24 protein-coding genes are annotated in these 24,121 nt (G+C 62.5%); 14 read left to right on the top strand and 10 right to left on the bottom strand.

Going from position 1 to position 24,121, the window contains the following annotated elements; all coding sequences use genetic code 11:
- Positions 1–8 precede the first annotated feature (8 nt).
- From lysA to GH659_RS10290, 5 genes are all read left to right on the top strand, one after another.
- Positions 9–1,277 (top strand): diaminopimelate decarboxylase, encoded by a 1,269-nt coding sequence (gene lysA, locus GH659_RS10310; protein WP_153111323.1) that lies wholly within the window; start codon positions 9–11, stop codon positions 1,275–1,277.
- A complete protein-coding gene (locus GH659_RS10305) occupies positions 1,274–2,428 on the top strand; it encodes an efflux RND transporter periplasmic adaptor subunit (RefSeq protein WP_153111322.1) in 1,155 nt (384 codons plus the stop codon). The genes lysA and GH659_RS10305 overlap by 4 nt, the downstream gene beginning before the upstream one ends.
- Before the next feature lie 141 nt (positions 2,429–2,569).
- Positions 2,570–5,674 carry an efflux RND transporter permease subunit gene (locus GH659_RS10300; protein WP_153111321.1) on the top strand — a complete coding sequence of 1,035 codons (3,105 nt, stop codon included), beginning with the start codon at positions 2,570–2,572 and terminating at the stop codon, positions 5,672–5,674.
- Positions 5,675–5,687: 13 nt separating this feature from the next.
- Positions 5,688–6,092: an RNA-binding S4 domain-containing protein gene (locus tag GH659_RS10295; protein ID WP_153111320.1), complete on the top strand. Its 405-nt coding sequence runs from the start codon at positions 5,688–5,690 to the stop codon at positions 6,090–6,092.
- Positions 6,093–6,195: 103 nt separating this feature from the next.
- Positions 6,196–7,029, top strand: a complete 834-nt coding sequence (locus tag GH659_RS10290; RefSeq protein ID WP_153111319.1) for a DUF5718 family protein — start codon at positions 6,196–6,198, stop codon at positions 7,027–7,029.
- Between the two features lie 80 nt (positions 7,030–7,109).
- Here GH659_RS10290 and GH659_RS10285 read toward each other — a convergent pair whose 3' ends face one another.
- Entirely contained in the window at positions 7,110–8,069 is a 960-nt protein-coding gene (locus GH659_RS10285; protein ID WP_153111318.1) for an AEC family transporter, read from the bottom strand.
- 215 nt (positions 8,070–8,284) lie between these two features.
- Between GH659_RS10285 and GH659_RS10280 the strand changes: the two genes are divergently transcribed.
- Entirely contained in the window at positions 8,285–8,899 is a 615-nt protein-coding gene (locus tag GH659_RS10280; RefSeq protein WP_170285870.1) for a cysteine hydrolase family protein, read from the top strand.
- Between the two features lie 161 nt (positions 8,900–9,060).
- On the opposite strand, the gene hslU is transcribed toward GH659_RS10280, so the two are convergent.
- Positions 9,061–10,395 carry an ATP-dependent protease ATPase subunit HslU gene (hslU, locus tag GH659_RS10275; protein ID WP_153111316.1) on the bottom strand — a complete coding sequence of 445 codons (1,335 nt, stop codon included), beginning with the start codon at positions 10,393–10,395 and terminating at the stop codon, positions 9,061–9,063.
- A 110-nt stretch (positions 10,396–10,505) separates the two neighbouring features.
- Between hslU and GH659_RS10270 the strand changes: the two genes are divergently transcribed.
- Positions 10,506–10,838 carry a hypothetical protein gene (locus tag GH659_RS10270; RefSeq protein WP_153111315.1) on the top strand — a complete coding sequence of 111 codons (333 nt, stop codon included), beginning with the start codon at positions 10,506–10,508 and terminating at the stop codon, positions 10,836–10,838.
- Positions 10,835–11,674 (top strand): HDOD domain-containing protein, encoded by an 840-nt coding sequence (locus tag GH659_RS10265; RefSeq protein WP_153111314.1) that lies wholly within the window; start codon positions 10,835–10,837, stop codon positions 11,672–11,674. The genes GH659_RS10270 and GH659_RS10265 overlap by 4 nt, the downstream gene beginning before the upstream one ends.
- On the opposite strand, the gene hslV is transcribed toward GH659_RS10265, so the two are convergent.
- A complete protein-coding gene (hslV, locus tag GH659_RS10260) occupies positions 11,671–12,210 on the bottom strand; it encodes an ATP-dependent protease subunit HslV (RefSeq protein ID WP_153111313.1) in 540 nt (179 codons plus the stop codon). The genes GH659_RS10265 and hslV overlap by 4 nt on opposite strands.
- A gap of 16 nt (positions 12,211–12,226) precedes the next feature.
- A complete protein-coding gene (locus tag GH659_RS10255) occupies positions 12,227–13,381 on the bottom strand; it encodes an STAS domain-containing protein (RefSeq protein ID WP_153111312.1) in 1,155 nt (384 codons plus the stop codon).
- A gap of 16 nt (positions 13,382–13,397) precedes the next feature.
- Here GH659_RS10255 and GH659_RS10250 point away from each other — a divergent pair, with 16 nt between their 5' ends.
- Positions 13,398–13,613 carry a hypothetical protein gene (locus GH659_RS10250; RefSeq protein ID WP_153111311.1) on the top strand — a complete coding sequence of 72 codons (216 nt, stop codon included), beginning with the start codon at positions 13,398–13,400 and terminating at the stop codon, positions 13,611–13,613.
- 33 nt (positions 13,614–13,646) lie between these two features.
- On the opposite strand, the gene GH659_RS10245 is transcribed toward GH659_RS10250, so the two are convergent.
- The 5 genes from GH659_RS10245 to dapF form a co-directional block, all read right to left on the bottom strand.
- On the bottom strand, positions 13,647–14,663 hold the full coding sequence (locus GH659_RS10245; protein WP_153111310.1) for a CobW family GTP-binding protein: 1,017 nt from the start codon (positions 14,661–14,663) through the stop codon (positions 13,647–13,649).
- A complete protein-coding gene (locus GH659_RS10240; RefSeq protein ID WP_153111309.1) occupies positions 14,656–15,105 on the bottom strand; it encodes a Fur family transcriptional regulator in 450 nt (149 codons plus the stop codon). Before GH659_RS10240 ends, GH659_RS10245 begins: the two co-directional genes overlap by 8 nt.
- 112 nt (positions 15,106–15,217) lie before the next feature.
- On the bottom strand, positions 15,218–16,159 hold the full coding sequence (xerC, locus tag GH659_RS10235) for a tyrosine recombinase XerC (RefSeq protein WP_281349733.1): 942 nt from the start codon (positions 16,157–16,159) through the stop codon (positions 15,218–15,220).
- A 24-nt stretch (positions 16,160–16,183) separates the two neighbouring features.
- Positions 16,184–16,843 carry a DUF484 family protein gene (locus GH659_RS10230; RefSeq protein WP_153111308.1) on the bottom strand — a complete coding sequence of 220 codons (660 nt, stop codon included), beginning with the start codon at positions 16,841–16,843 and terminating at the stop codon, positions 16,184–16,186.
- Positions 16,840–17,670 carry a diaminopimelate epimerase gene (gene dapF / locus GH659_RS10225; RefSeq protein WP_153111307.1) on the bottom strand — a complete coding sequence of 277 codons (831 nt, stop codon included), beginning with the start codon at positions 17,668–17,670 and terminating at the stop codon, positions 16,840–16,842. The genes GH659_RS10230 and dapF overlap by 4 nt, the downstream gene beginning before the upstream one ends.
- A 181-nt stretch (positions 17,671–17,851) precedes the next feature.
- Between dapF and GH659_RS10220 the strand changes: the two genes are divergently transcribed.
- The 5 genes from GH659_RS10220 (at position 17,852) to GH659_RS10200 (ending at position 23,872) form a co-directional block, all read left to right on the top strand.
- Positions 17,852–18,739, top strand: a complete 888-nt coding sequence (locus GH659_RS10220) for a lysophospholipid acyltransferase family protein (protein WP_153111306.1) — start codon at positions 17,852–17,854, stop codon at positions 18,737–18,739.
- Positions 18,740–18,849: 110 nt separating this feature from the next.
- A complete protein-coding gene (locus GH659_RS10215) occupies positions 18,850–20,589 on the top strand; it encodes a carbamoyltransferase family protein (protein WP_153111305.1) in 1,740 nt (579 codons plus the stop codon).
- Between the two features lie 18 nt (positions 20,590–20,607).
- On the top strand, positions 20,608–21,738 hold the full coding sequence (locus tag GH659_RS10210) for a glycosyltransferase (protein ID WP_153111304.1): 1,131 nt from the start codon (positions 20,608–20,610) through the stop codon (positions 21,736–21,738).
- On the top strand, positions 21,735–22,784 hold the full coding sequence (locus GH659_RS10205) for a glycosyltransferase family 9 protein (protein WP_153111303.1): 1,050 nt from the start codon (positions 21,735–21,737) through the stop codon (positions 22,782–22,784). Before GH659_RS10210 ends, GH659_RS10205 begins: the two co-directional genes overlap by 4 nt.
- Positions 22,784–23,872, top strand: coding sequence for a CgeB family protein (locus tag GH659_RS10200; protein WP_153111302.1), 1,089 nt, complete (start codon positions 22,784–22,786; stop codon positions 23,870–23,872). The genes GH659_RS10205 and GH659_RS10200 overlap by 1 nt, the downstream gene beginning before the upstream one ends.
- A 22-nt stretch (positions 23,873–23,894) precedes the next feature.
- Here the strand turns inward: GH659_RS10200 and GH659_RS10195 are convergent, their stop codons facing one another.
- Positions 23,895–24,011 carry a (2Fe-2S) ferredoxin domain-containing protein gene (locus tag GH659_RS10195; protein WP_425499991.1) on the bottom strand — a complete coding sequence of 39 codons (117 nt, stop codon included), beginning with the start codon at positions 24,009–24,011 and terminating at the stop codon, positions 23,895–23,897.
- Between the last annotated feature and the right edge of the window lie 110 nt (positions 24,012–24,121).

Below are 24,121 nucleotides of genomic sequence, written 5' to 3'. Positions count from 1 at the left end.
TCCGTCTCATGACTGCCAACCTCGCCCATCACGCCCCTTTCTTCGCCGTAAAGAACGGCCAACTACACGTTGAATCGGTCCCGGCGACCGACATCGCCGAGCGCTTCGGCACGCCCTGCTACGTCTATTCGCGCGCGGCGCTCGAAGCCTCGCTCGACGAATTCCTGAACGAGCTGACCGGTGTCGACGCGCTCGTCTGCTACGCGGTCAAGGCCAACTCCAACCTCGCCGTGCTCAACGTTTTTGCCCGTCGCGGCGCCGGCTTCGACATCGTTTCCGGCGGCGAACTGCAGCGCGCACTGGCCGCCGGCGCCGATCCGAAAAAGATCGTTTTCTCCGGCGTCGGCAAGTCGGCCGAGGAAATGGCGTTCGCCCTGAAGACCGGCATCCTCTGCTTCAACGTCGAATCGGCGCCCGAACTCGAACGCCTGAACGACGTCGCCGGCTCGCTCGGCCTCAAGGCGCCGATCAGCCTGCGCGTCAATCCGAACGTCGATGCGAAGACACATCCGTATATTTCGACCGGTCTCAAGGAAAACAAGTTCGGCGTCGCCTATGAAGATGCGCTGGCCATCTACCAGCGCGCCGCCGCGCTGCCGCACATCGAGGTGACCGGCATCGACTGCCACATCGGCTCACAGCTGCTCGACCCGTCGCCGTTTGCCGAAGCGCTCGACAAGGTGCTGCTGCTCATCGACCAGCTCGCCGCCAGCGGCATCACGCTGCACCACATCGACCTCGGCGGCGGCCTCGGCATCCGCTATCAGGACGAAGGCGCGCCGACCGTCAATAGCTACCTGCAACCGCTCCTGAAAAAGCTCAAGGCGCGCTCGCTGAAGATCGTGCTCGAACCCGGTCGCCGCCTCGTCGGCAACGCCGGCGCACTGCTCACCAAGGTCGAATTCCTCAAGCCCGGCGAAGTGAAGAATTTCGCCATCGTCGATGCGGCGATGAACGACCTCGCCCGCCCGGCGCTCTACGACGCCTGGCACGACATCGTTCCGGTCGTGCCGCGCAATACGGCTCCAAGCAGCTGGGAAATCGTCGGCCCGATCTGCGAATCCGGCGACTTCCTCGGCCACAGCCGTCCGCTCGCCATCGCGCCGGGCGATCTGCTGGCGATCATGTCGGCCGGCGCCTACGGCATGGCGATGAGCTCGAACTACAACACCCGGCCGCGCGTCGCCGAAGTCATGGTCGACGGCGATCAGGCGCACCTCATCCGCCGCCGCGAAACGGTAGAGGAACTGCTGGCGCTGGAAAGCCTGCTGCCGTGACGCCCGTGCGCGCCGCCCTGCTCGCTGCGTGCGTCGTTGCCGCCACCGCCTGCTCGAAGGGTGGCGACACGAAAAAGGCGGCGCCACCGGTGCCGGTCATTGTCGCTCAAGCGGAAACACGCGACGTTCCGGTCAGCCTGCGCATGGTCGGCCGCGCCGAAGCCTTCGAGAGCGTGACGCTCAAGGCGCGCCTCGACGGGCAGGTGGCCAGCGTGCATTTCACCGAAGGCCAGCACGTCAAGCAGGGCGACGTGCTGATCCGCCTCGACCCGGCCGATTACGCGGCCCGGTTGCGGCAAGCCGAGGCCAACACGGCCCGCGACACGGCGCTGCAGGAAAAATTGCGCGCCGACACCGTGCGCTACACGGCGCTGCGCGAACGCAATTTCATCTCCGACGAAAAACTCAACGACGTCCGCACCAACGAAACGGCGGCCACCGCCAACCTGCGCGCCAGCCAGGCGGCGGCGGAACTCGCCCGCGTGCAGCATTCCTACACGACGATCCGCGCCCCGATCAGCGGCGTCATCGGCGCGCGCCTCGTTTTCCCCGGCTCGTCGGTCAAGGCCAACGACACGGCGGTTGCCGTCATCAACCGGGTACGGCCGCTGCTCGTTGGCTTCGCGCTACCGGAAAAACATCTGCCCACCGTGCGCGCCGCCATGCAGGCGGGCGAACTCGGCGTACAAATCACGGTGCCGGCCAGCCCCGGTGCCAACGCCGCCCCCGCCGTGGCCGGGAAAGTGCGCTTCATCGACAACGCCGTCGACGCCGCCACCGGCACCATCCTGCTCAAGGCCGAAATCAGGAATGATCCGGAGACGCTGACGCCGGGGCAGTTCCTTAATGTTTCGCTCGTCCTCGACACGCTCAAGGACGCCGTCACCGTCCCGAGCCAAGCCGTCCAGCAGGGGCCGGAAGGCCATTTCGTGTTTGTCGTCAGCGCGGACCAGAGCGTCGAAGTACGCCGGGTCGACATTGCGGGCGAAGACAGCGGACGCAGCGCCGTCAGCCGCGGGCTGAAGAGCGGAGAAACCGTCGTTACCGACGGCCAGCTGCGCCTCACGCCGGGCGCCAAGGTAAAGCCGCAAAAGGCAGAAGAGAAGCGAAAAGACACGAACGCCGGATCGGCCCCAACCGATGCCTCATGAACCTGAAAACCTCCACCATAACCGCTTTCAACGCAGAGCTCGCAGAGCTACAGAGAGCGCAGAGAAATCTCTGTTATTTCGCTTTCTCTCCGTTCTCTCTGCTTTTTCTCTGCGCTCTCTGCGTTAAATGCGGTTTTTAAAATGAACCTGCCCGAGCTCTGCATCCGCCGCCCGGTGATGACGACGCTGCTGATGGCGGCTTTCGTCATCTTCGGCTTCATCGCCTACCGGGCGCTGCCTGTCTCCGAACTGCCCAACGTCGATTTTCCGACCATCTCGGTCAGCGCCAGCCTGCCCGGCGCCGCGCCGGAAACGATGGCCTCCGCCGTCGCCACGCCGCTCGAAGGCCAGTTTTCGACGATCGCCGGCCTCGAATCGATGAGTTCGACGAGCGCGCAAGGGACGACCTCGATCACGCTGCAGTTCTCGCTCAACCGCAACATCGACGCGGCGGCGCAGGACGTGCAATCGGCGATCGCCGCCGCGCAGCGCAAGCTGCCCTCGAACATGCCGAGCCCGCCGTCGTTCCGCAAGGTCAATCCGGCCGACTCGCCGATTTTCTACATCGCGCTCTCCGCGCCGACACTGCCGCTGCCGGTGGTCAACGAATACGCCGAAACGCAGCTCGCGCAACGGCTCTCAACCATCGCCGGCGTCGCGCAGGTGCTCGTCTTCGGCTCACAAAAACACGCCGTGCGCATCCAGGCCAATCCGGATCAGCTGGCCGCGCGCGGCCTCGGCATCGACGAGCTGCAGCAAGCCATCGCCCAAGCCAACGTGAATCAGCCGCTCGGCCTCATCGACGGCACGCATCAGGCGTTCGCCATCAAGTCGAACGGCCAGCTCACCTCCGCCTCCGCCTACCGGCCGCTCGTCGTCGCCTGGCGCAACGGCGCGCCGGTGCGGCTGGAAGAAGTCGCCACGCCAATCGACGGCGTCGAGAACAAGCGCATCGCCAGCTGGAACGTCGACAAGCGCGCCATCGTGCTCGCCATCCAGCGCCAGCCGGGGGCCAACACGATCGAGACCGTGGACTCGATCAAGCGCGTCCTGCCCGGCTTTCAGGCGACGCTGCCGGCGGCGATCGAGATGACCACGCTCTACGACCGCAGCCTGTCGATCAGCGAGTCGATCATCGACGTGCAATTCACCCTGCTGCTGGCCGGTTTTCTCGTCATCCTGGTCATCCTGCTTTTCCTGCGCAACCTGTCGGCGACGGCGATTCCGGCGCTGGCCCTGCCGATTTCGGTGATCGGCACCTTCGCTGTCATGCACGTGCTCGGCTACAGCCTCGACAACCTCTCGCTGCTCGCGCTCACGCTGGCCGTCGGCTTTGTCGTTGACGACGCCATCGTCATGCTGGAGAACATCGTCCGCCACGTCGAACTCGGCGAGACGCCGTTGCAGGCGGCGATCAAGGGCTCGCGCGAAATCGGCTTCACGATCATCTCGATGACCGTGTCGCTGATCGCCGTGTTCATCCCGGTGCTGTTCATGGGCGGCATCGTCGGGCGATTGCTGCACGAGTTTGCCGTCACCATCTGTGCCGCCATCCTCGTCTCGGGGATCGTCTCGCTGACGCTGACGCCGATGCTGTGCAGCCGCTATCTGAAACACGCCGCGCCGGAAGAGCACGGCCGCGTCTTTCGCGCCTTCGAGCGTTTCTTCGACGCGCTGCTGGCCGGCTACGAATGGACGCTGCGCTGGTCGATGGCCCGCCCGCGCCTCGTCATGGCCGGATTCGCGCTCTCCATCGCGCTCAGCGCCATCCTGTTCGTGCACACACCGAAAGGCTTCCTGCCGAGCGGCGACAGCGGCCAGATCAGCGTATCCACGGAAGGCGCACAGGACATCTCCTTCGCCGCCATGGTCGAGCACCAGCGCGCCGTCGCCGCCATCATCGCCCAGAACCCTAACATTCACACCTTCATGTCTGCGGTCGGTGCCGGCGGACCGCGGGCCACCTCGAACAACGGATCGCTGTTCCTCGTCCTCAAGCCGCGCCATGAGCGCGAGCTATCGGCCGACGAGATCATCCAGCAACTGCGCCCGAAGCTCGCCGCCGTGCCGGGCATCAAGGTTTATATGCAGAACCCGCCGGCCATCCGCATCGGCGGCCAGGTGACCGCCGCGCAGTACCAATACACGCTGCAAAGCACCGATCTGGGCGAGCTGTATCAATGGACCGACACGCTGCTCGAACGCATCCGGCAGCTGCCCGGCTTCATCGACGTGACCAGCAACCTCAACAACCAGAGTCCGGTCGTCGCGCTCGACATCGACCGCGACAAGATCGCCAGCCTCGGCCTTTCCTTCGCGCAGGTCGAGGACGCGCTGCAAAGCGCCTTCAGCGCACGGCAGATTTCGACGATCTACGGCACGGCGAGCCAGTATCAGGTGATCCTCGAAGTCGCGCCGGAATACCAGATCGACCCGTCAATGCTTTCCCGACTGTACGTGCGCGCCGGCAGCGGCAAGCTCATCCCGCTCGACACCGTGACCCGCATCACCCGCAAGACGCAGGCGTTGACCGTCAACCATCAGGGGCAGCTGCCGTCGGTGACGATCTCCTTCAACCTGCTGCCCGGCGTCTCGCTCGGCGACGCCGTCGACCGCATCAAGGTGGCCGAACAGGAATTGCGCCTGCCCGCCTCGCTCAACACCAGCCTGCAAGGCACGGCGCAGGCGTTCGAATCGTCGGTCAAGGGACTCGGCATCCTGCTGCTCGTCGCCGTGCTCGTCGTCTATATCGTGCTCGGCATCCTCTACGAGAGCTTCATCCACCCGCTGACCATTCTCTCCGGCCTGCCGTCGGCGGCGCTCGGCGCGCTGATCACGCTGCTTCTCTTCGGCATCGACCTCAATCTCTACGCCTTCGTCGGCGTCATCATGCTGATCGGCATCGTCAAGAAGAACGCGATCATGATGATCGACTTCGCGCTCGAAAAGCAGCGGCTGGAAAAGCGCCCGGCGTTCGAAGCGATTTTCGAAGCCTGCCTGATCCGCTTCCGCCCGATCATGATGACGACGCTCGCCGCGCTCGTCGGCACGCTGCCCATCGCGCTCGGCATCGGCGCCGGCGCCGAAGTGCGGCAGCCGCTCGGCATCGCCGTCGTCGGCGGCCTGCTGCTCTCGCAGTTCCTGACCCTGTACCTGACGCCGGTCGTCCACCTCTACCTCGACCGCCTGACGCGCAAGGAAGAAGCCGCGCACCTGCATTTCGATTCCGCCGACGAGGCGGCCTGACGCCTGAGAGACCATGAACCGCCCCGAAAAACTCCCGCCTGCGCAGCAGCGCATCGACAAATGGCTGTGGGCCGCCCGCTTCTTCAAGACGCGGTCGCTGGCCACCGAAGCCATCCACGCCGGCCACGTCAAGCTCAACGGCACGACCGTCAAACCGGCACGCGACGTTCGCCCCGGCGATACGCTCGACATCACCGCCGCCGACACCCGCTTCACCGTGGAAGTGAAAGGGCTCAACGAACAGCGCCGCCCGGCCAGCGAAGCCCAGGCGCTTTACGAAGAAACCGAGGAAAGCAAAACGCGGCGCGAGACGGTCAAGGAAGCGCAACGCCTAGCGCCCACGCCGGGCAGTGATCTGCGCGGCCGCCCGACGAAAAAGGCACGGCGGCAAATCCACGGTTTCAGCGACAAATACTGAGCGGCTGAGCGATTGGACAGCCCTCGGAGCTGTTGAGATAATCGCGCCTCCCGCAAATTTCCAATCCAGAAATCCCTCCAGACCCACTCCACGAGTTTTGAACATGAATCTGAATGAAACGATCTGCTTTGGTGTCGCCGGCAACTTCGCCGGACACCTCGAACAAGCCGGCGAAGCCAGCGATTTCGTCAACGTGAAGGTGAAAGAAGCCGTCGCGCCGAAAGCCATCTTCCCGATCTACGTGCCGAATCTCGCCAACAGCCGCCTGAACGTCTATCCGATTTCGAGCGACACGATCCACTATCCGGACAGCGGCGACAACCTGCAGATCGAGCCGGAAGTCGCGCTGCTCTGCGACATCGTTTACGACGCCGACAAGAAGGTGCAGGCGCTCGCCCCGAAGATGTTCACCGCTTTCAATGATTGTTCGATCCGCCGTCAGGGCGCACGCAAGATCAGCGAGAAGAAGAACTGGGGGCCGGCCAGCAAGGGCATGGGCGCCAACTTCATCCCGATGCAGGGCTTTGGTCCGGGCGACGAACTGGACAACTACCGCATCGCCAGCTTCCTGCGCCGCGACGGCGAATGCCACGCCTACGGCCTCGACAGCCCGACCGTGGAATACAGCTATTTCCACGCCAAGCTGCTCGACTGGGTCATCGAAAAAATGAACCAGCAGCAGGACGAAGGCCCGGCGGAAGACATCGCCGCCCTGCTCAAAGCCGCCGGCTACCCGCAGCAAACCATCGTCACCATCGGCGCCACGCGCTACACCCACTTCGGCGAAACGAACTTTCTGCAGCCGGGCGATGAAAGCATCGTCGTCGTCTATGACGCGCGCCGCTTCAGCGTCCAGCAAATCCAGGACATGGCCAAGGCCGGCGAATTTGCCGCCGACGGCTTGAGCGTCGTGCATCAGAAGGTCATTCCGGCCTGATCTTTTCTGCAACAACCGCGGCCATGAACGCCACCGGGGTTCATGGCCGTTGCACCATTTGGGCTACGCGGCCACGCGCCTCAGGCAAAAACCGCGAAACGCTGAAGCGCCCACAGCACCCCGCTCAACGTGAAGAACGAGGCCACCGTCGTTAGCAACAAGGCGACGGCGCTGAAATCCTCCTGCCCGTATTGCTGCGCCAGCGTCGCGTAGATGCCGAGCATCGGCACCGCGGCCATCAGCACGGCCGCCATCTGCAGTTCTGGATTGATCGACGGGAGGCCGAGCGACGGCATCAGCGTAATCGCCACAAAAACCGCCAGCGGATGCAGAAGCAGCTTGCCGATCACGATCGGCGCAACTTCTTTGCCGATGCTGCCAATCGACAATCCGACGAGCGTTCCGCCGATAACGAACAGCGCGACCGCCCCGCTCGCGGCCGAAAACATCGTCACGGTGCGAGTGATGGCGTCGGGCAATTTCAGTCTCAGCAGTGAAACCGTCAGACCGGCCAACAGGCCAATCATCAGCGGATTTCTCGCCAGCCGTAGCATCAGCATCCTGATCGTTGCCCACGCCCCGCCGCTACCCCGCCCGCGTTCGGCGAGCGTAAGCAGCAGCGGCAACGCCAGCAGATTCTCGACCATCATGTTGAGCGCCAAGGCGACGCCGGCCACCGACGGCAAGGTCAGCAACAGGATCGGGTAGCCGATATAGCCGCTGTTCGAGCACGACATTCCCATTGCGTAAAAGGTGCTGGCCTGCTCATTCACTCGGGCGACACGCCGCGCCCAGAGAAAACCGACACCGATGACCGCCAGACTGCCAATGGCGTAGGCGAGCAGATAACTGGGGTTGAGGATATCGGCCACTTGCCGCTGGGCAAGCGCATTGAACAGCAGCGCCGGCAGCGCCAGATTGACCACGAATTTGCCGAAAACCCGCATGTCCGCCTTGGCGAACACGCCGAAGCGCGTCATCAGAAAACCGATCAGGATGATGATGAAGATCGGGCTGGTAATGGCCAGAATATCGAGCATGGGAACGGCCCCTTTGCTGGGCAGAAGACTGGAGTACGGCCTGACGGACTCAGGCCCCGAGGATTCGGCGTAGTATATCGGCCTTCGTCGGCGCCTTACCGCTGACAGCTTCGCCGGAACGGAAAATGTGTTGTTCTGCGCCAACCTCCGCGGAGGCCAACACCATTCCCCCTGGCCCAGTTTCCCCGTTAGTCACTCACCACAGGAGATCAAACATGGCTTCGTTCGCTACGCACAATGCACTTCTCTTGGTCGATTTCGTCAACGAGATCGTCGATCCCAACGGCAAGACGTCCGGCAAGGGCTACGCCGATTTCGACGCTCGCCACGGCTCGCTTGACCGCGTCAGCGCGCTGCTCACCCAGGCCCGCAAGGAAGATTTCGCCGTCATCCACGTGCGCATCGGTTTCTCCGCCGACTACAAGGAACAACCGGAAGCCTCGCCGGTCTTCGGCGGCGCCAAGAAATTCGGCGCGCTCCAGCTCGGCACGTGGGGCACCGAATTCCATCCCAAAGCCGCCCCGACAGAGAACGAGACGGTCATCACCAAGCACCGCGTCAGCCCGTTCTACGGCACGCCGCTCGAAGCCATCCTGCGCACGTTTGGCGTCAAGAACCTGTTCGTCGCCGGCGTTTCGACCGACATGGCGGTGCAGGCGGCCATCCGTGACGCCCACGACCGCGACTTCGCATGCCACGTCATCGGCGACTGCTGCATCGCGCCGAACGATGACGACCACGCACACGCGCTGCGCCTGCTCGGCAAGCTGTCCAAGATCATCACGCTCGAAGAATTCCTCGCCGAAGCGCACCACTCGACGCCGATCTGACCGGAAAAGCTCGGTTGGAACCGCTTTCGACGCAGAGACCGCGGAGATACAGAGAGCGCAGAGAAAAACCTGTATTTCAGTTCTTGCGCTTTCTCTCTTGTTTTCTCTGCGTCAAATCCGGTTTATTGGTTTGAATGCCACCAGCGCCGGGGTATCAGCCGTTACAACACGTAACGCGACAGATCCTCGTTGCGCGACAGTTCGGTCAGACGCGCGTCGACGAAGGCGGCGTCGATCGTCACTTTCTGCTCGCCGACCACGCTGCCGGCGCTGAACGAAACCTCTTCCAGCAGGCGCTCCATCACCGTGTAAAGACGGCGGGCGCCGATGTTCTCGGTCCGCTCATTTACCGACCACGCCACTTCGGCGAGGCGCTGGATGCCTTCCGGCTGGAATTCGAGTTCGACGCCTTCCGTTTTGAGCAACGCCTGATACTGCATGGTCAGACAGGCATCGGTCTGCGTCAGGATGCGCTCGAAATCGGACACGGACAACGAATCGAGCTCGACGCGGATCGGGAAGCGTCCCTGCAGCTCCGGAATCAGATCGGACGGCTTGGCCAGATGGAACGCGCCGCTGGCGATGAACAGGATGTGATCGGTGCGGATCATGCCGTACTTGGTGGTCACCGTCGTGCCTTCGACGAGCGGCAGCAGGTCGCGCTGCACGCCCTGACGCGACACGTCGGCGCCATGCGCATCGCTGCGCGCCGTGATCTTGTCGATTTCGTCGAGGAAAACGATGCCGTTCTGCTCGACGTTCTGCACCGCGTCGAGCTTCACCTCCTCGTCGTTGACGAGCTTGCCGGCCTCTTCCTCGATCAACAGCTTGCGCGCCTCGCAGATCTTGAGCTTGCGCGATTTCTTGCGCGCGCCGCCCATGTTCTGGAACATGCCCTGAATCTGCGAAGTCAGGTCTTCCATGCCCGGTGGCGCCAGAATCTCGGCCTGGATGCTCGGGCCGGCGACCTCGATTTCGATTTCCTTTTCTTCCAGTTCGCCTTCGCGCAGTTTCTTCCTGAATTTCTGGCGCGTGGCGTTTTCTTCCGACGCCTGCGTCTCGTTGAAAAACGCGCCGCGCGCCGACGGCAACAGCACATCAAGAAGCCGGTCCTCGGCGGCATCCTCGGCACGCTGGCGGACGGCTTTCATGGCCTGCTCGCGGCCATTCTTGACGGCAATTTCGACGAGGTCGCGAATGATCGTCTCGACGTCGCGGCCGACGTAACCGACCTCGGTAAACTTGGTCGCCTCGATCTTGATGAACGGCGCATTCGCCAGCCGCGCCAGACGGCGCGCGATCTCAGTCTTGCCGACGCCGGTCGGACCGATCATCAGGATGTTCTTCGGCGTGATCTCCTGACGCAGCGGCTCGGCCACCTGCGCACGCCGCCAGCGGTTGCGCAGGGCGATGGCGACCGCCTTCTTGGCCTTGTTCTGGCCGACGATGTGCTTGTCGAGTTCGTGAACGATTTCCTGGGGAGTCATTTGCGTCATGGCTGTCCTGCGAGTAATGCGAATGAAGAGCGTTATGTTCTCACTGCCGAAACGATGTGGCAAACTTGATCGACCGTTTTCTCAAGACGGATAACGAGGAGAATCCTTCGATGAAGACCCGCACCGCATGCCTTTCGCCCGGCCGCGTTGATCCCGGCACGATCTTGGCGCGCGCCGTCGCCGACCGCGATGGGCAGACGTTGCTGCCAGCCGGCACGGAACTCGACGCTACGTTGCTTGACCGGCTGATCCGGCGCGGTGTCGAGTACGACTTCGTCACCCTCCCTGACCACCGTAGCGCCGAGACCATCGCGGAAGAAATCCGGGCGGCCGAAATCCGCGTCGAAACGATTTTTCGCGTGCATGAAAACACCGCCAGCAGCGCCACCCGCGAGGCCTTGCACGCCGCCGTGCTCGCCTATCGCCTGGAAAGCGCCCAATGACCGCCGCACCGACACTCGACGAACTCGTTCGCCACGCCGGTTCGCTTCCCTCCTTGCCGGAAGCGGTTAATCACGTCATGCGCTCGCTGGCCGACGAAAACGCCGACATCGACTCGCTGGCCCAGCACATCAGCGCCGATCCGGCCATCGTCGCCCGCCTGCTCGCCGCCGCCAACGCCGTCTCCTCGGGCGTTTCGACGCCGATCTGTTCGGCCCGTCAGGCCTTCCTGTTCCTCGGCGTCAATCGCGTCGTCAGCATCGTTCTCGCCTCGACGCTTCTCCACCGCTACGACATCCGCAACCCGGGTTTCAACACGCGGCAGCTGTGGCGGCATGCGCTCGGCGTCGCCACCTGCGCCCGCCTGCTCGCCGAACAGACGCGGCTCAACGCCGATCTGGCGTTCACCGCCGGATTGCTGCACGACATCGGTCAACTCCTGATGTTCAGCGCCAGCCCGACGCGTTATCTCAAGGCGCTCGATCTGCACAACAAGGGCGACATGCCGATCGTCGACGCCGAGCGCGCCCTGTTCGGCGTCGACCACGCCACCGCCGGCGGATTGCTGGCCGAGACGTGGAAACTGCCGGGGAAAATAAGGGACGCCATCGAGGCGCATCACGAGCCGGACCAATTCGGCACAGACATCGGCGACCTGATCCACGCCAGCGAGGTGCTCAGCCACGCCCTCGACCTCGGCGAGCCGCAGGAGAACCGGGTGCCCGCGCTCTCCGACCGGGCGTGTGCCACGCTTGGGCTGTCGTGGTCGAAACTTTCCGGCCATTTCGCGGAAATCGAAGCCCGTTACGACGGGCTCTGCATAGCGCTCGGGATTTAGGGGTCGAGCGTTTCGATCGTGAAACTGTGGTTAGTGTAGATGCAGAGGTCGCCGGCGATTTCAAGTGACTTGCGCACGACCGTTTCCGGATCGAGGTCGGTGTTTTCGATCAGCGCCCGCGCCGCCGATTGGGCATAGGCGCCGCCGGAACCGATGGCGACGATGCCATGCTCCGGTTCGAGCACGTCGCCGTTGCCGGTAATCACCAGCGAATTCGTTTTATCGGCAACCGCCAGCATGGCCTCAAGCCGGCGCAGGGCGCGGTCGCTGCGCCAATCCTTGGCCAGCTCGACCGCCGAACGGAGCAGGTTGCCCTGATGCTTGTCGAGCTTGGCCTCGAAGCGCTCGAACAGCGTAAAGGCATCCGCCGTCCCGCCGGCAAACCCGGCCAGAATCGATCCCTGGTGAATGCGCCGCACCTTGCGCGCGCTCGCCTTGATCACGATGTTGCCCAGCGTGACCTGCCCGTCGCCGCCCATCGCCACGTGCTCGCCGCGACGAACGGACAAAATGGTAGTGCCGTGGTATTGCTCCATGAAGCCCCCTTCCTTCCTAATTCTTGCCAAAAACAATCGTTGCCACGGCGTCCAGACCGAGCACCCCGAACAACTCGGCAACGAGATAGTTCGGCTGTTTGAAAACAATCCGCTTGCCGGACGAACAGAACGGCGTGAGCACGTTAAGCAGCGTCGCCGCACTGACGAAGTCCATCCGTGTCAATGCCGAACAATCGACAAGGATTGAATCGGCCTGCTGTCCGTACGCCGCCAGCTCGGTAAATTTGGCGCCCTTGATGTCACCGCGCAGTGCGAACCCGTTGGTTGATCCCTCGTCATTCGCCACCGCCACGGGCGTCGGGTCGCTCGTCGCCTCGGCATCGACGGTCGTTCCGGCCGCGCCAGGAGTCGAAGCGGCCTCGGAGGCCATGACCCGCTCTGGTTCCCACGAGGGAGGAGATTCCTCGAACGTGACCGCGTAATTGATGGCAAGGTCTTCAAAAACGTCCTGCCGGCCTTGCAACTGATGGATATCCAGAAGCAGGAGCCAGCACGCCTTACCTTCGGCCCGGCCCACTTCGATGCCTGCGGCAATTTGCTCGCGCAAGGCATCCAGCCCGAGCAAGACGATTTCGCCCCGGCTCTTGCGCGCCTTTTGCCGCAGCGCCATCAGCCGCGCACAGCCGGCGTCATCGAAATGAGTGATTTTGCCGAGATCGAGACGAAGCTTTGGATTCTTCTCAAGCGATTTTTCGATGGCGGCGAACGCGGCGTCGTTGTCCCCGCACAAGGGGTCGCTGAAAAAAACACTGCTGCTCGACACGCCGGCTTTCCGCTTGCCCACGGCTGCTTTTTCCGGCGGAACCGAAGCTTCGCGCCACACTGGCGGAGATTGCTCGAATGCGCTCGCGTAACCAATCCCCAAGGCATCAAACGCCGCCCGGTCGCCAGACAACCTGTGTAGATCGAAGAGCATCAACCACAGTCGCTCCCCCATCCCGGAAGAAGGATCGCGGACGGCCGCCTCAAGCACCATCCGCGCCGCCTCATCCTGAGCGTTCGAGAAAAGCACGGCGGCTTCTTCCGCCTGCGCATCCACGGGATCGATCTCGGCCTCGATCTGGAACTCCGGAGCGCTCTCACTGAATACGAAATCGGAAAGATCAAGCGGCGTCTGTTCGGCCCCACCGGCTTTTTTTGGTTCAGGCACCGTCGCTTGGCAGGTCTTGGCAAGCGCATCCGCCGGCACGGTTTTCTCGCCGGCGAGTGAATCCCTCACCGGTTCTTTTGCCGTCGGGACCACCGCCGGCTTCGCGGTCCTTTTTTCCGGCGGCTTCTTGAAAAAGGAGAAAACCATGGATTGGAACACCGATCTGTGCAAAAAAAATCAGGCGGTTCTTTTAACACATCCGACCGCCGCCCGGCAATTTATCGGCCAATAAGCGCCATCCAAAAAACGACGCTCAACGCCGCGTTTATTCGAAGTCCTTGACCTGGCTCTGCCGCAGCCCCTGCTCGATGATCTCGCGCGGCAAATTGCGGCCGATGAACACGAACGTGCTGCCCCGTTCTTCACCATCGGCCCAGTCGGCTCCGGCGCTGCCGCCCATCAGTTCATGCACGCCCTGGATGATCACGCGGTAGGGAAGGCCGTCGATCGACAGCACGCCCTTGTAGCGCAAAAGGTCGGCGCCATAAACGCGGGCGATGGCGCGCAGAAAATCCTGCAGTTTGTGATTATCGAAAGGCAGTTCGCTGCGGAAGACGCAGGAACTGATGCGGTTGTCGTGACGATGCGCGTGGTGGTTGTGGGGGTGCCCGCCCGCCAGGAAGCCCGGCGCGATCTCGAGAACGGCGTTGAGGTTGAAACCACGAATGTCGAGCAGCGCGGCCAGAGGTGTCTGCCCGAAATAGACGGCCTGAATATCGGCACGCGGATTGATTGCGTGCAAGCGTTGCGACAGCGTTTCAATCTGCTCGGCATCGACCAGGTCGGTCTTGGAGAGTAAGAGACGATCGGCGAAACCAACCTGTTCCTGCGCTTGATCGTGCTCATCCAGCTGCCGCATGGCATGCACCGCGTCGACCAGCGTCACGACGGCGTCGAGCAGATAGCGCCGCGACACCTCCTCGTCGAGAAAGAAGGTCTGGGCCACCGGTCCCGGCGTCGCCAGACCCGTGGTTTCGATTAACACGCGATCGAACTGCAGCGAGCCGGCGGCGCGCTTGTCGGCCAGTTCGCCAAGGATGCGGATCAGATCGCCGCGCACCGTGCAGCAGATACAGCCATTGTTCATCTCGACGATTTGCTCGTCGCCGGAGAGCAGCAACTCGTTGTCGATACCGACCTCGCCGAACTCGTTCTCGATGACGGCGATTTTTTCGCCGTGGCGCTCGGTCAGGATGTAGTTGAGTAGCGTCGTCTTGCCGCAACCGAGAAAGCCGGTAACGATCGTCACCGGAATCGGCGCGTTAATCTCTCTTTCATTCATCGATTTTTTCCTCGCCACGTTTGGCACATTTGTCGCACCACCCGCTCAGCTCGAGATTCATGTGCGACAGCGCGAAGCCGGCCGGCAGCTCGGGCGCCTCGGGCGGCGGCGCGTCGAGGCAAAAAACGCCACCGCACTTTTCGCAACGGAAATGAATATGCGCCTGATGCTCCCCGCCGACGGCCGGCGAAAACCGGAACACGCGCTGGGCATCGGCCGCCTTGTTGGCCAGCCCGCTGGCGACCAGCCAGTCGAGCACCCGGTAGAGCGTCACGCGATCGAGCGCCGGCTCGCCCAGCGACTGCTCGATTTCATTGTGCGTGAGCGGCATCGGCGCCGTGCGCAACGCATGCAGGACACGAATCCGCGCCGGCGTCGCACGGGCGCCCATTTGCCTGAGCTGACCGGCCAGAAGCTGCATGTTCGAGGTAAATGAGGACACGTCGGGGACCCCGGTAAAAAAGCCGGCCGATTAGACCATAGCGACCGCTCAGACGCAACGCGGTTGCAACAGCAACACCCGATGAAAGCCAGTCAAACGAACCCGAGGCCGCTTATTCGCCCTCCTTGCGCTTGGCCCGCGGATGCGCCGCGTCGTAGACCTTGGCCAGATGCTGGAAATCAAGGTGGGTATAGACCTGCGTCGAAGCGATGCTGGCGTGACCGAGCATTTCCTGGACGGCGCGCAAGTCACCGGAGGATTGCAGCATGTGCGACGCAAAGGAATGGCGGAGCATATGCGGATGCACGCCGGTCGCCAGCCCCTGTGCCAACGCACGGATTCCAATCCGGGACTCGACGACGCGCGGGTGGATGCGCGCGCCGCGCTGGCCGACGAAAAGGGCGTTCTCCCCCGGTGCGGCCAGCTCGCCACGCCGCGCCAGCCAACGGTCGATCGCCTCGCGCGCCTTGCGACCGACCGGCACCAGCCTTGCCTTGTTGCGTTTGCCGAGCACCCGGATTTCGCCCTCCAACAGTTCCTGCTGGCACGACAGATCGAGCGCGACCAGTTCCGCCAGGCGCAGGCCGGAAGAGTAGAACAGCTCGAACATCGCTTGGTCGCGCAGGTCGACCACTTCGTCGCTGGCGTGATCGAGCAGCCGGTTCGCCTCGTCCGGCGAGAGCACCTTGGGCAGCGGGTGCGGGCTTTTCGGCGGCCGCACGCCATCGACGGGATTGGCTTCGATCCGGCCGCGCACGCCCAGCCAGCGGTAAAAGCCGCGCCAGGCCGACAACATCCGCGCCAGCGAGCGCCCGCTCAGCCCGCGCCCATGCAGCACGCCAACAAACCGCCGGATGTGCGCCGTGTGCAGGCGCAAAAGGGAACCGGCACAGGCCTCAGGCGGCTGCTCTTCGAGCAGCGACAACAACGCCCGCAAATCGCGCCGGTAGTTGCTGATCGTGTGCGGCGACTGCCGCCGCTGCTGGGCGAGCTCGTCGAGATAGGCGCCGATCAGCACCAGACCGTCGACGGCCGCTTCAGTCGGTATAGGCACAAGAGACGTTTTGCGCCGACGAAATCAGGGCAGACGCAGGACGCGGGCCAGCGCCGCGGAAGCCATTTCGCCCAGCCGCTCAAGATAAAGCGTCCCCATGCCGGCATAGAAGCGCTGCGGGTCTTCGCTGCCGAGCGCGATCATGCCGAAGCTGCCGCCGCCGTTCCTCAGGGCGATCAGGCCTTGCGAACGGACGTGCGACGACGCTTCGCCGAACCAGGACGAGGTCTCGAACCCGGAGGTCGAACCACAGTACGGCTCGGTCAACGTCTCGGCGAACGACTGCAATTCGACGCTCACTTCAGCGAACTCGGGCAGTTCTTCGCCGCTCTCGGGGCAACGCCACAGGCGCAGCGCAAAATGCGGGATGGCAAAATCATCGCGCAGGTGGAAATTGAGCGAGTGCACCACCGACTGGAAGGTCGACGCGGCGATGATGGCCACGCCGAGGCGATGCATCTTCTCGCTGATCACGTCGTTCTCCTCGCCGAACTGCAGCAGCTCGCTCATCTTGCCTTCAAGCTGGCGGTTCTTGTCGCGCAGACCGATCATCTGGCGCTCGGTGATCGAAATCGTCCGCCCGCCATGCGGATGCGGAATCGCCAGATGGACGACAAGATCGGCATATTCTTCGAAAAAATGCGGATGATCTACGAGATACTGCGCGACTTCTTCCGATTTCATAATTCGATTTCTCCGGTAAAGACGGTGACGGCGGGACCTGTCATCAGGACGGCGGTGCCGGTGCCGCCCCAGGCAATTTTGAGCTCGCCGCCGCGCGTCGACACGCGCACCGGCGAATCGAGCAGCCCGCGGGCGATGCCGGCGACGACGGCGGCACAGGCGCCGGTGCCGCACGCCAGCGTTTCCCCCGCGCCGCGCTCGAAGACGCGCAGGCGGATCGAATTCCGGTCGACGACCTGCATGAACCCCGCATTGACGCGCTGCGGAAAGCGCGGATGCGATTCGATCAGCGGCCCCTGCTGCGCAACCTGTGCGGTATCGACATCGTCCACAACCTGCACGGCGTGCGGATTGCCCATCGATACGGCGGTGACAGCCACGCTCGCCTCGCCCACCGCCAACGGCTGGATCAGATCGGCCGTCTCGCTGACGAACGGAATCTGTTCCGGCGCAAAGACGGGCACGCCCATATCGACCGTCACGTTGCCATCGGCCTCCAACCGGGGGGCAATGAGGCCGCGCATCGTCTCGACACGGATCTCCGGCTTTTCCGTCAGTCCCTGCTCATGCACGAAGCGGACGAAGCAACGCGCGCCGTTGCCGCATTGCTCGACCTCGCCGCCATCGGCATTGAAGATGCGGTAACGGAAATCGATGTCCGGGCGGCTCGCCTTCTCGACCAGCAGCAGTTGATCGCAGCCGATGCCGAAATGGCGGTCGGCCAGAAAACGAATCTGCTCCGGCGTCAGCGCGAGCGACTGCCGAATCCCGTCGAGCACGACAAAGTCGTTACCCAGACCGTGCATTTTCGAAAATCTGATTTTCATTGGTGGAATCCGCCCTTGTGCAAAATATTGCGCGCCATTATAAGGTCGTCGCTTTTGAATCCCCGCTGAAATCAGCCGAAACGACAGCCCGCAACGCGGTTTGGCATACAATGCCGCGCCCGCATGACTATACTGCACGACGCCCATCGCGCCTGCGCCGCTTCGAGACCAACGTTTCACCATGCTCAAACGACTCCTGCCCCAGCCCCTCGTTTTCCTGCTCTGGTTGCTGCACTTTCTCCCCTTGGCGCCGCTCGCCGCCATCGGTTGCGGTGTTGGCGATCTGTTGCGTCTGCTGGGCAAACACCGCCATGCGGTCGCCCGGAAAAATCTGGAGTGGTGCTTTCCGGAACTCTCCGAACAAGAACGCGCCGCTTTGCTGAAAGCGCACTTTCGCGCCCTCGGTCGCAGCCTCGTCGAGCGTAGCGTGTTGTGGTGGGGCAGCCGCGAACGGCTCTCCCGCATGATCCGCGTCGAAGGCGAGGAAAAAATCCGGCAGTGCCTGGACGCGCAACGACCGATCATTCTGCTTGCGCCGCATTTCGTCGGACTCGATGCCGGCGGCGTCGCCATTGCCATGCGTTTCAACTGCGTGAGCATGTATGCGACGCAAGCCAATCCGGTCTTCGATCGCCTGCTGCTGCGCGGCCGCCATCGTTTCGGCGACCAGCAGTTGCTCTCCCGCCAAGACGGCGTGCGAGCCACCATCAAGGCCATGCGCTCCGGCCGACCGTTCTATTACCTGCCCGACCTCAACGCAAGACGCCGGGACTCGATTTTCGTGCCGTTTTTCGGCATCCAGACAGCCACCATCACCGGCCTGTCACGATTGGCCCGCGCCGCCAACGCCGCCGTGCTGCCTTGCGCGACGCGCATGCTTCCCGGCGGCGAGGGATACGTCGTCGAGATTGGCGACGCGTGGGAGAACTTCCCGACCGACGATGTCGAGGCCGACACCGCGCGTATGAACGGCTGGATCGAAGCAGCGATCAGGACGATGCCCGAGCAATACTACTGGGTGCATCGCCGTTTCAAGACGCGACCGGAAGGCGAAGTCCGGCCGTATTGAATCCCGAATCCGGATGCAATGCCCGCGAACCTGCCTGAATGTATACTTGCGCCTCGATCGGCGGGCGAGCTTCCTCTTTGCGGTCCGCGCAAAACCAGCGAGAGAGCACCTTGGCACTGACAATACTTGGACTTTCCGGCGCGCTGACGCAGGATCCGTCGGCGGCACTCTACATTGACGGAAAACTGGTAGCCGCCGCCGAGGAAGAACGCTTCGTGCGCGAAAAGCACGCCAAGAACCGCATGCCCTACGAAGCGGCGAAATTCTGCCTGCAGTTCGCCGGCATCATGCCGTCGGACGTCGATGCCGTGGCCATTCCGTTCGCCTCGATCAGCCTTGGTAAAAAGGCGCGCTGGCACTACGCGAAACGCTACTGGTACGCGCCGGATCGCGCGCTCGATGTGATCTTCGCCGGCAACCGCCACTTCCATCGCTACAAGAAGCGCATCGAATGGTGTTTGGTACAACTCGGCTTCGACCTCAAAAAAGTCGAAATCGTCCCCGTCGAGCATCACCTCGCGCACGCCGCCAGCGCCTATCACTGTTCCGGCTTCCACGAAAAAACCGCGATCCTCGGCATCGACGGCAAGGGCGAATACGCCACCACCTTCTTCGGCTACGGCGAAAACGGCAAGATCCACAAGATCAAGGAATTCTACGACCCCGACTCGCTCGGCGGCCTCTACGGTGCGATCACCGAGTTCCTCGGCTTCGAGATGCTCGACGGCGAATACAAGGTCATGGGCATGGCGCCCTACGGCAACCCGAACAAATACGATTTCTCGCGCCTCGCCAAATTCGAGAACGGCGAACTCGTCATCAACACCGACTACGCCAACGTAATTGGCATTCGGCGCCACAAGGAAAACGGCAAGGGCTTCCATTTCTCGCCGAAACTGATCGAGTGGCTCGGCCCGAAGCGCGTCGGCGACATCGCCGACGCCCCATACATCCACTACGCGGCGAGCATGCAAAAGCTGTTCGAGGACCTGTCGCTGCAGATGATCGACCACTACCTCGGCGACATCCTGCGCGAGACCGGCAAGCTCGCTTTTTCCGGCGGCGGCGCGCTCAACGTCAAGCTCAACCAGAAAATCATCGCCCGCCCGGAACTCAAGGAACTGTTCGTGCAACCGGCCTCCGGCGATGCCGGCACCGCTGTCGGCGCCGCGGCCTACGTCTCGGTCGAGCGCGGCGTGCCGGTGGAGAAGATGGAGCACGTCCATCTCGGCCCGTCGTTCAGCAACGAGGACGTCATCGCCGCCTGCGCGCGCCATCCGGCGCAACCGAAGTGGCAGAAGATCAATGACGTGCCGCTGGAAATCGCCAAGATCCTCGCCGACGGCAATCCCGTCGCCTGGCTCCAGGGCCGCATGGAGTTCGGCCCGCGCGCCCTCGGCGGGCGCTCGATTCTCGGCTGCCCGAGCGTACCCGGCGTCGCCGACCGCATCAACGAACAGATCAAGTTCCGCGAACGCTGGCGCCCCTTCTGCCCGAGCATGCTCGACACCGTCGGCCCGCAGATGCTCGGCAGCGACCACCCGGCGCCGTTCATGACCTTCACCTTCGAAGTCGCCGAGGAATGGAAAAACCGCGTGCCGGAAGTCGTGCATGAGGATGGCACCTCGCGCGCGCAGGTACTCGAACGCAAATTCAACCCGCGCTATTACGACCTGATGAATGAACTCGAAAAACTCACCGGCAACGGTGTCGTCCTCAACACCTCGCTCAACCGCCGAGGCGAACCGATGATCTGCTCGCCGACCGACGCGCTGAACATGTTCCATGACTCGGATCTGGAGTATCTGGTCATGGAGGATGTGTTGGTGACGAAACCAAATAAACGATAAATACGGGATTGCGCGCATATGGACGACCACTGGATCTTGCAACTCTGCCACGGCTATTCCGGACCGTTTCTCGACGTCGCCCGCCAATATGCGGCGCTGTTCAAGGGCTCACCGTTCAAGGTGCTGACTGTCTATCTGACTGGCAAGCCCGACGAACAGGCGCGCGCCGGATCGGCATCGGACGAGGTGATTTTCCTCAATTACTCCAGCCGGGCAATCCGCGGCCTCAAGATCGATGCCATTCGCAAGATCCAGAGGATTGCCGCCAGCCGCGATTTCGCGCTCGTCATTGCTCATCGTTTCAAGCCGATTTACGTTGCCTGCCTTGCCACCCGCTTGCCGGTCGTCGGCATACATCACGCCTTCGGTGGCTATGATCGCCCGCAACGCCGCTGGTTTGCGCACCTGTTCCGCCGGCGCCTGTCGTTGCTGGGGGTTTCCGACGCCGTTCGCGACGACATCCGGAAACGCCTCCACGGCTGGGCGCCGGAACGCATCGAGACGTTACATAACCGGCTCGACGTCGAAAGCGCAACAGCCCAGTTGGTCTCGCGCGAAGAAGCGCGGACAAAACTTGGCTTGCCGGACGACGCCACCGTCATCGCCAACGTCGGCCGCCTGCATCCGGACAAGGATCAAGCCACCTTGCTGAAAGGATTCGCCGCCGCGCTGCCGAATCTGCCGGCCGACAGTCTGCTGGCCATTGCCGGTCGCGGCGCACTGGAAGACGACCTGCGGCTTCTGGCGCGAAACCTCGGCATTGCCGACCGCGTTCGCTTTCTCGGTCAGGTTCCGGACGTCCGCCGTTTCTTTCCGGCATTCGATCTGTTCGTGCTCAGCTCGGATCACGAACCGTTCGGCATGGTGCTGCTGGAAGCCATGGCGGCGGGCGTGCCCATCCTCGCCACCGACTGCGGTGGCGCGCCGGAAGTGCTCGGAAGCGCAGACCAGCTTTTTCCGTTGGGCAACGCAAAACAGCTTGCCGACATGCTGACCGACTTCTTTACGCGACAAGATGCGGCTTTTCGCCAGGAGATCGCGGAGCAAGGCTGCCAGCGCCTGCAAAAAAAATTCTCTGACGAAACCGCACGGCCGCTTTTCTTTAGCCTGCCCATGATTCAGAACGTCCTTTCCCAGACATCGACATGACCCGCACCCTCTTCGCACAACAGCCCCCCCGCAGCAAGGCCAGAATCGCACTGGTTTCGTTCGATTCGCTGGGCGACGGTCTGATCTATCTGATGATGGCCGACAACCTGCAGCGCAACGGCTATGACATCACCTGCTACGGCAACATCGCCTACCAGATGCGACAGTGGCTACCGAATCTCGCGATTCGTCCCTACCCTCCCGCTGGCCGGACCGAAACGCTTGAAATGGAACTGGCAGGCTATGATCTGGCGATCGTGAGCCCCCCCAGTTTCATCCGCGAACACATGGACGAATCGAGCACCGCCCGCCTTCGGGAGAAATGGCTGCTGATCTGCCAGAAAACACCGGACGCGTGGCATTTCGACCATAGCGCAAGGATTCGGGAAACAAACCCCGAGCAATTCGAAGCACTTCAAGGATTGCTCGACTGCAGCGGCTCCATCCGATTCAAGAAGTTCACGACCGAAAGTGCCGTCGGGATGACCCTTCAGTACATGCGGGAGAAGATGCATCTCGCGAACGTGACGAAGACGCCGCCGATCGTCCCGCCAGAGGGGTTGCAACATCGCCGCCATCGCCGCCGGATCATCGTTAGCCCGGATTCCGCCGGCCCGGAAAAAAAGAACTGGCGGCCAGCGTCTTTCCTCAAGCTCTGCCGACAGCTTCAAGCGCGCGGCTACACGCCCGAAATCGTCGTTGCCCCGAAAAATCACGGGACTTGGGCAAAGATGAAGGACAACACGTTCAACACGCCCCGTTTCGACGACATCAGCGCACTTTGTGCCTATCTGTACGAATCCGGCATCGTGATCGCCAACGACTCTGGCAACGGCCATCTGGCGTCTTTTCTCGGCATTCCGGTCGTTACCATTTACCGAAAAAGGAACCCGCTCTTCCATTGGCGCCCGGACTGGGAACCTGGCACCGTCGTGTGCCCGAAGCTTTCACTGCCCTGGCAGCAGGACTCCCTCTGGAAACACCTCATCAGCACCTCGCAGATCATCGCGGCCGTTGAACAACTGCAAGCGAGAAAGACCGACTGATGATCCCGCCCTTGCCTCCGTCCACCAGCCCGTTCAGATTCCTGATCCTCGACGGTATCGGCGGTGTCCCGCTCGGTCTTGAACTGGCGACAGCGCTACAGGCGGATGGCCACACAGCCATCCATTTCGACTGTCTGAAGCAGAAAACCCGCCCGTTCTACGGCATACGCTCCGCCTGCGCAAAACTATTGGACAAAGAAGCCGACAAGGACGGTTTCTACCTGCTGCCAAAACTCGCCAGCCCGACGCTTGCCGATCTCGTTGCACGCACCGCCCCGACGCATATCCTCGTGGCCGGGTTCATCTACAAGTTTTTTGACCCGCACGAATTGCGGCGGATCGCCGACACCTGTCGCGCCACGCTGCTGCTCTACGACACTGACAGCTGCAACCTGTACGGCAAGCGGCGCGAATTCCTTTTCTTTATCGAAAACGAGCTACCGGTCTACCATCGGATTTTCTCGTTTTCCCAGGTTACCACCCGTTTCTTCGGTGAAACCCGTCAGTTGCCGGTCACGCATCTTCCCTTTGGCGCCAACCCGATAGCGACGCCCGACCATGCCCCGCCCTCGATCGACACGCTATTTGTCGGCAGCGGCGATTTGCGACGAATTCTGCTACTGGAAGCCATCAGAAAAAACGTCACGGTTTTTGGCAACCGCTGGCGCCGCAACTACCCGCTCATCTCTCGGGAGCTTCAGGCCCGGATTCATGACACGCCAGTTTGGGGCAAGGAACTGCACTCATTGCTCGGTCAGTCGAGGATCGTGCTCAACATCACGCGAACCGATTTTTATGGCGCAGAAACCGGCGTCAATCTGCGCATTTTCGAAGCCGTAGCGGCGGGCTGCTTCCTTCTGACCGACTATTGCGAGGAACTTGAAGAGCTTTTCGAGATTGGTCACGAAATTGAAGTTTTCCGCTCGGCCAGCGAACTAGCCGACAAGGTTCACTATTACCTGACGCACGAAGACAAACGCCAAGCCATCGCCCGACAAGGCCATGAGCGCTTTATGAGGGAGCACACCTGGACTGCGCGCGCCCGCGAGCTGTGTTCCCACCTATCCACAAAGTTCCCGAAGGACTGACTGCAGCAACAGGGAAACGCCCTTAAATCTTCAACCGCTCGACCACCCGCCCATGCACAAGATGTTCTTGGACGATCTCCTCGACATCCTCTTCATCGACATAGCGGTACCAGACTTCTTCCGGATAAACGACGATCACCGGCCCCTCGTCAGGGCAATCGCATCAAACCTACCCGAGTCCAAGGATGGACTCCCGGTAGGCATCAGAGGAGGCGGCGAGGATTCTGCGCGTATGAATGCCAGCCTTTC

This window comes from Propionivibrio limicola (genome assembly GCF_009469695.1).
In the GTDB taxonomy this organism is placed as follows: domain Bacteria; phylum Pseudomonadota; class Gammaproteobacteria; order Burkholderiales; family Rhodocyclaceae; genus Propionivibrio; species Propionivibrio limicola.
Note: the sequence above shows the minus strand (reverse complement) of the source record. Positions and strands in the feature narration are given on the sequence as shown.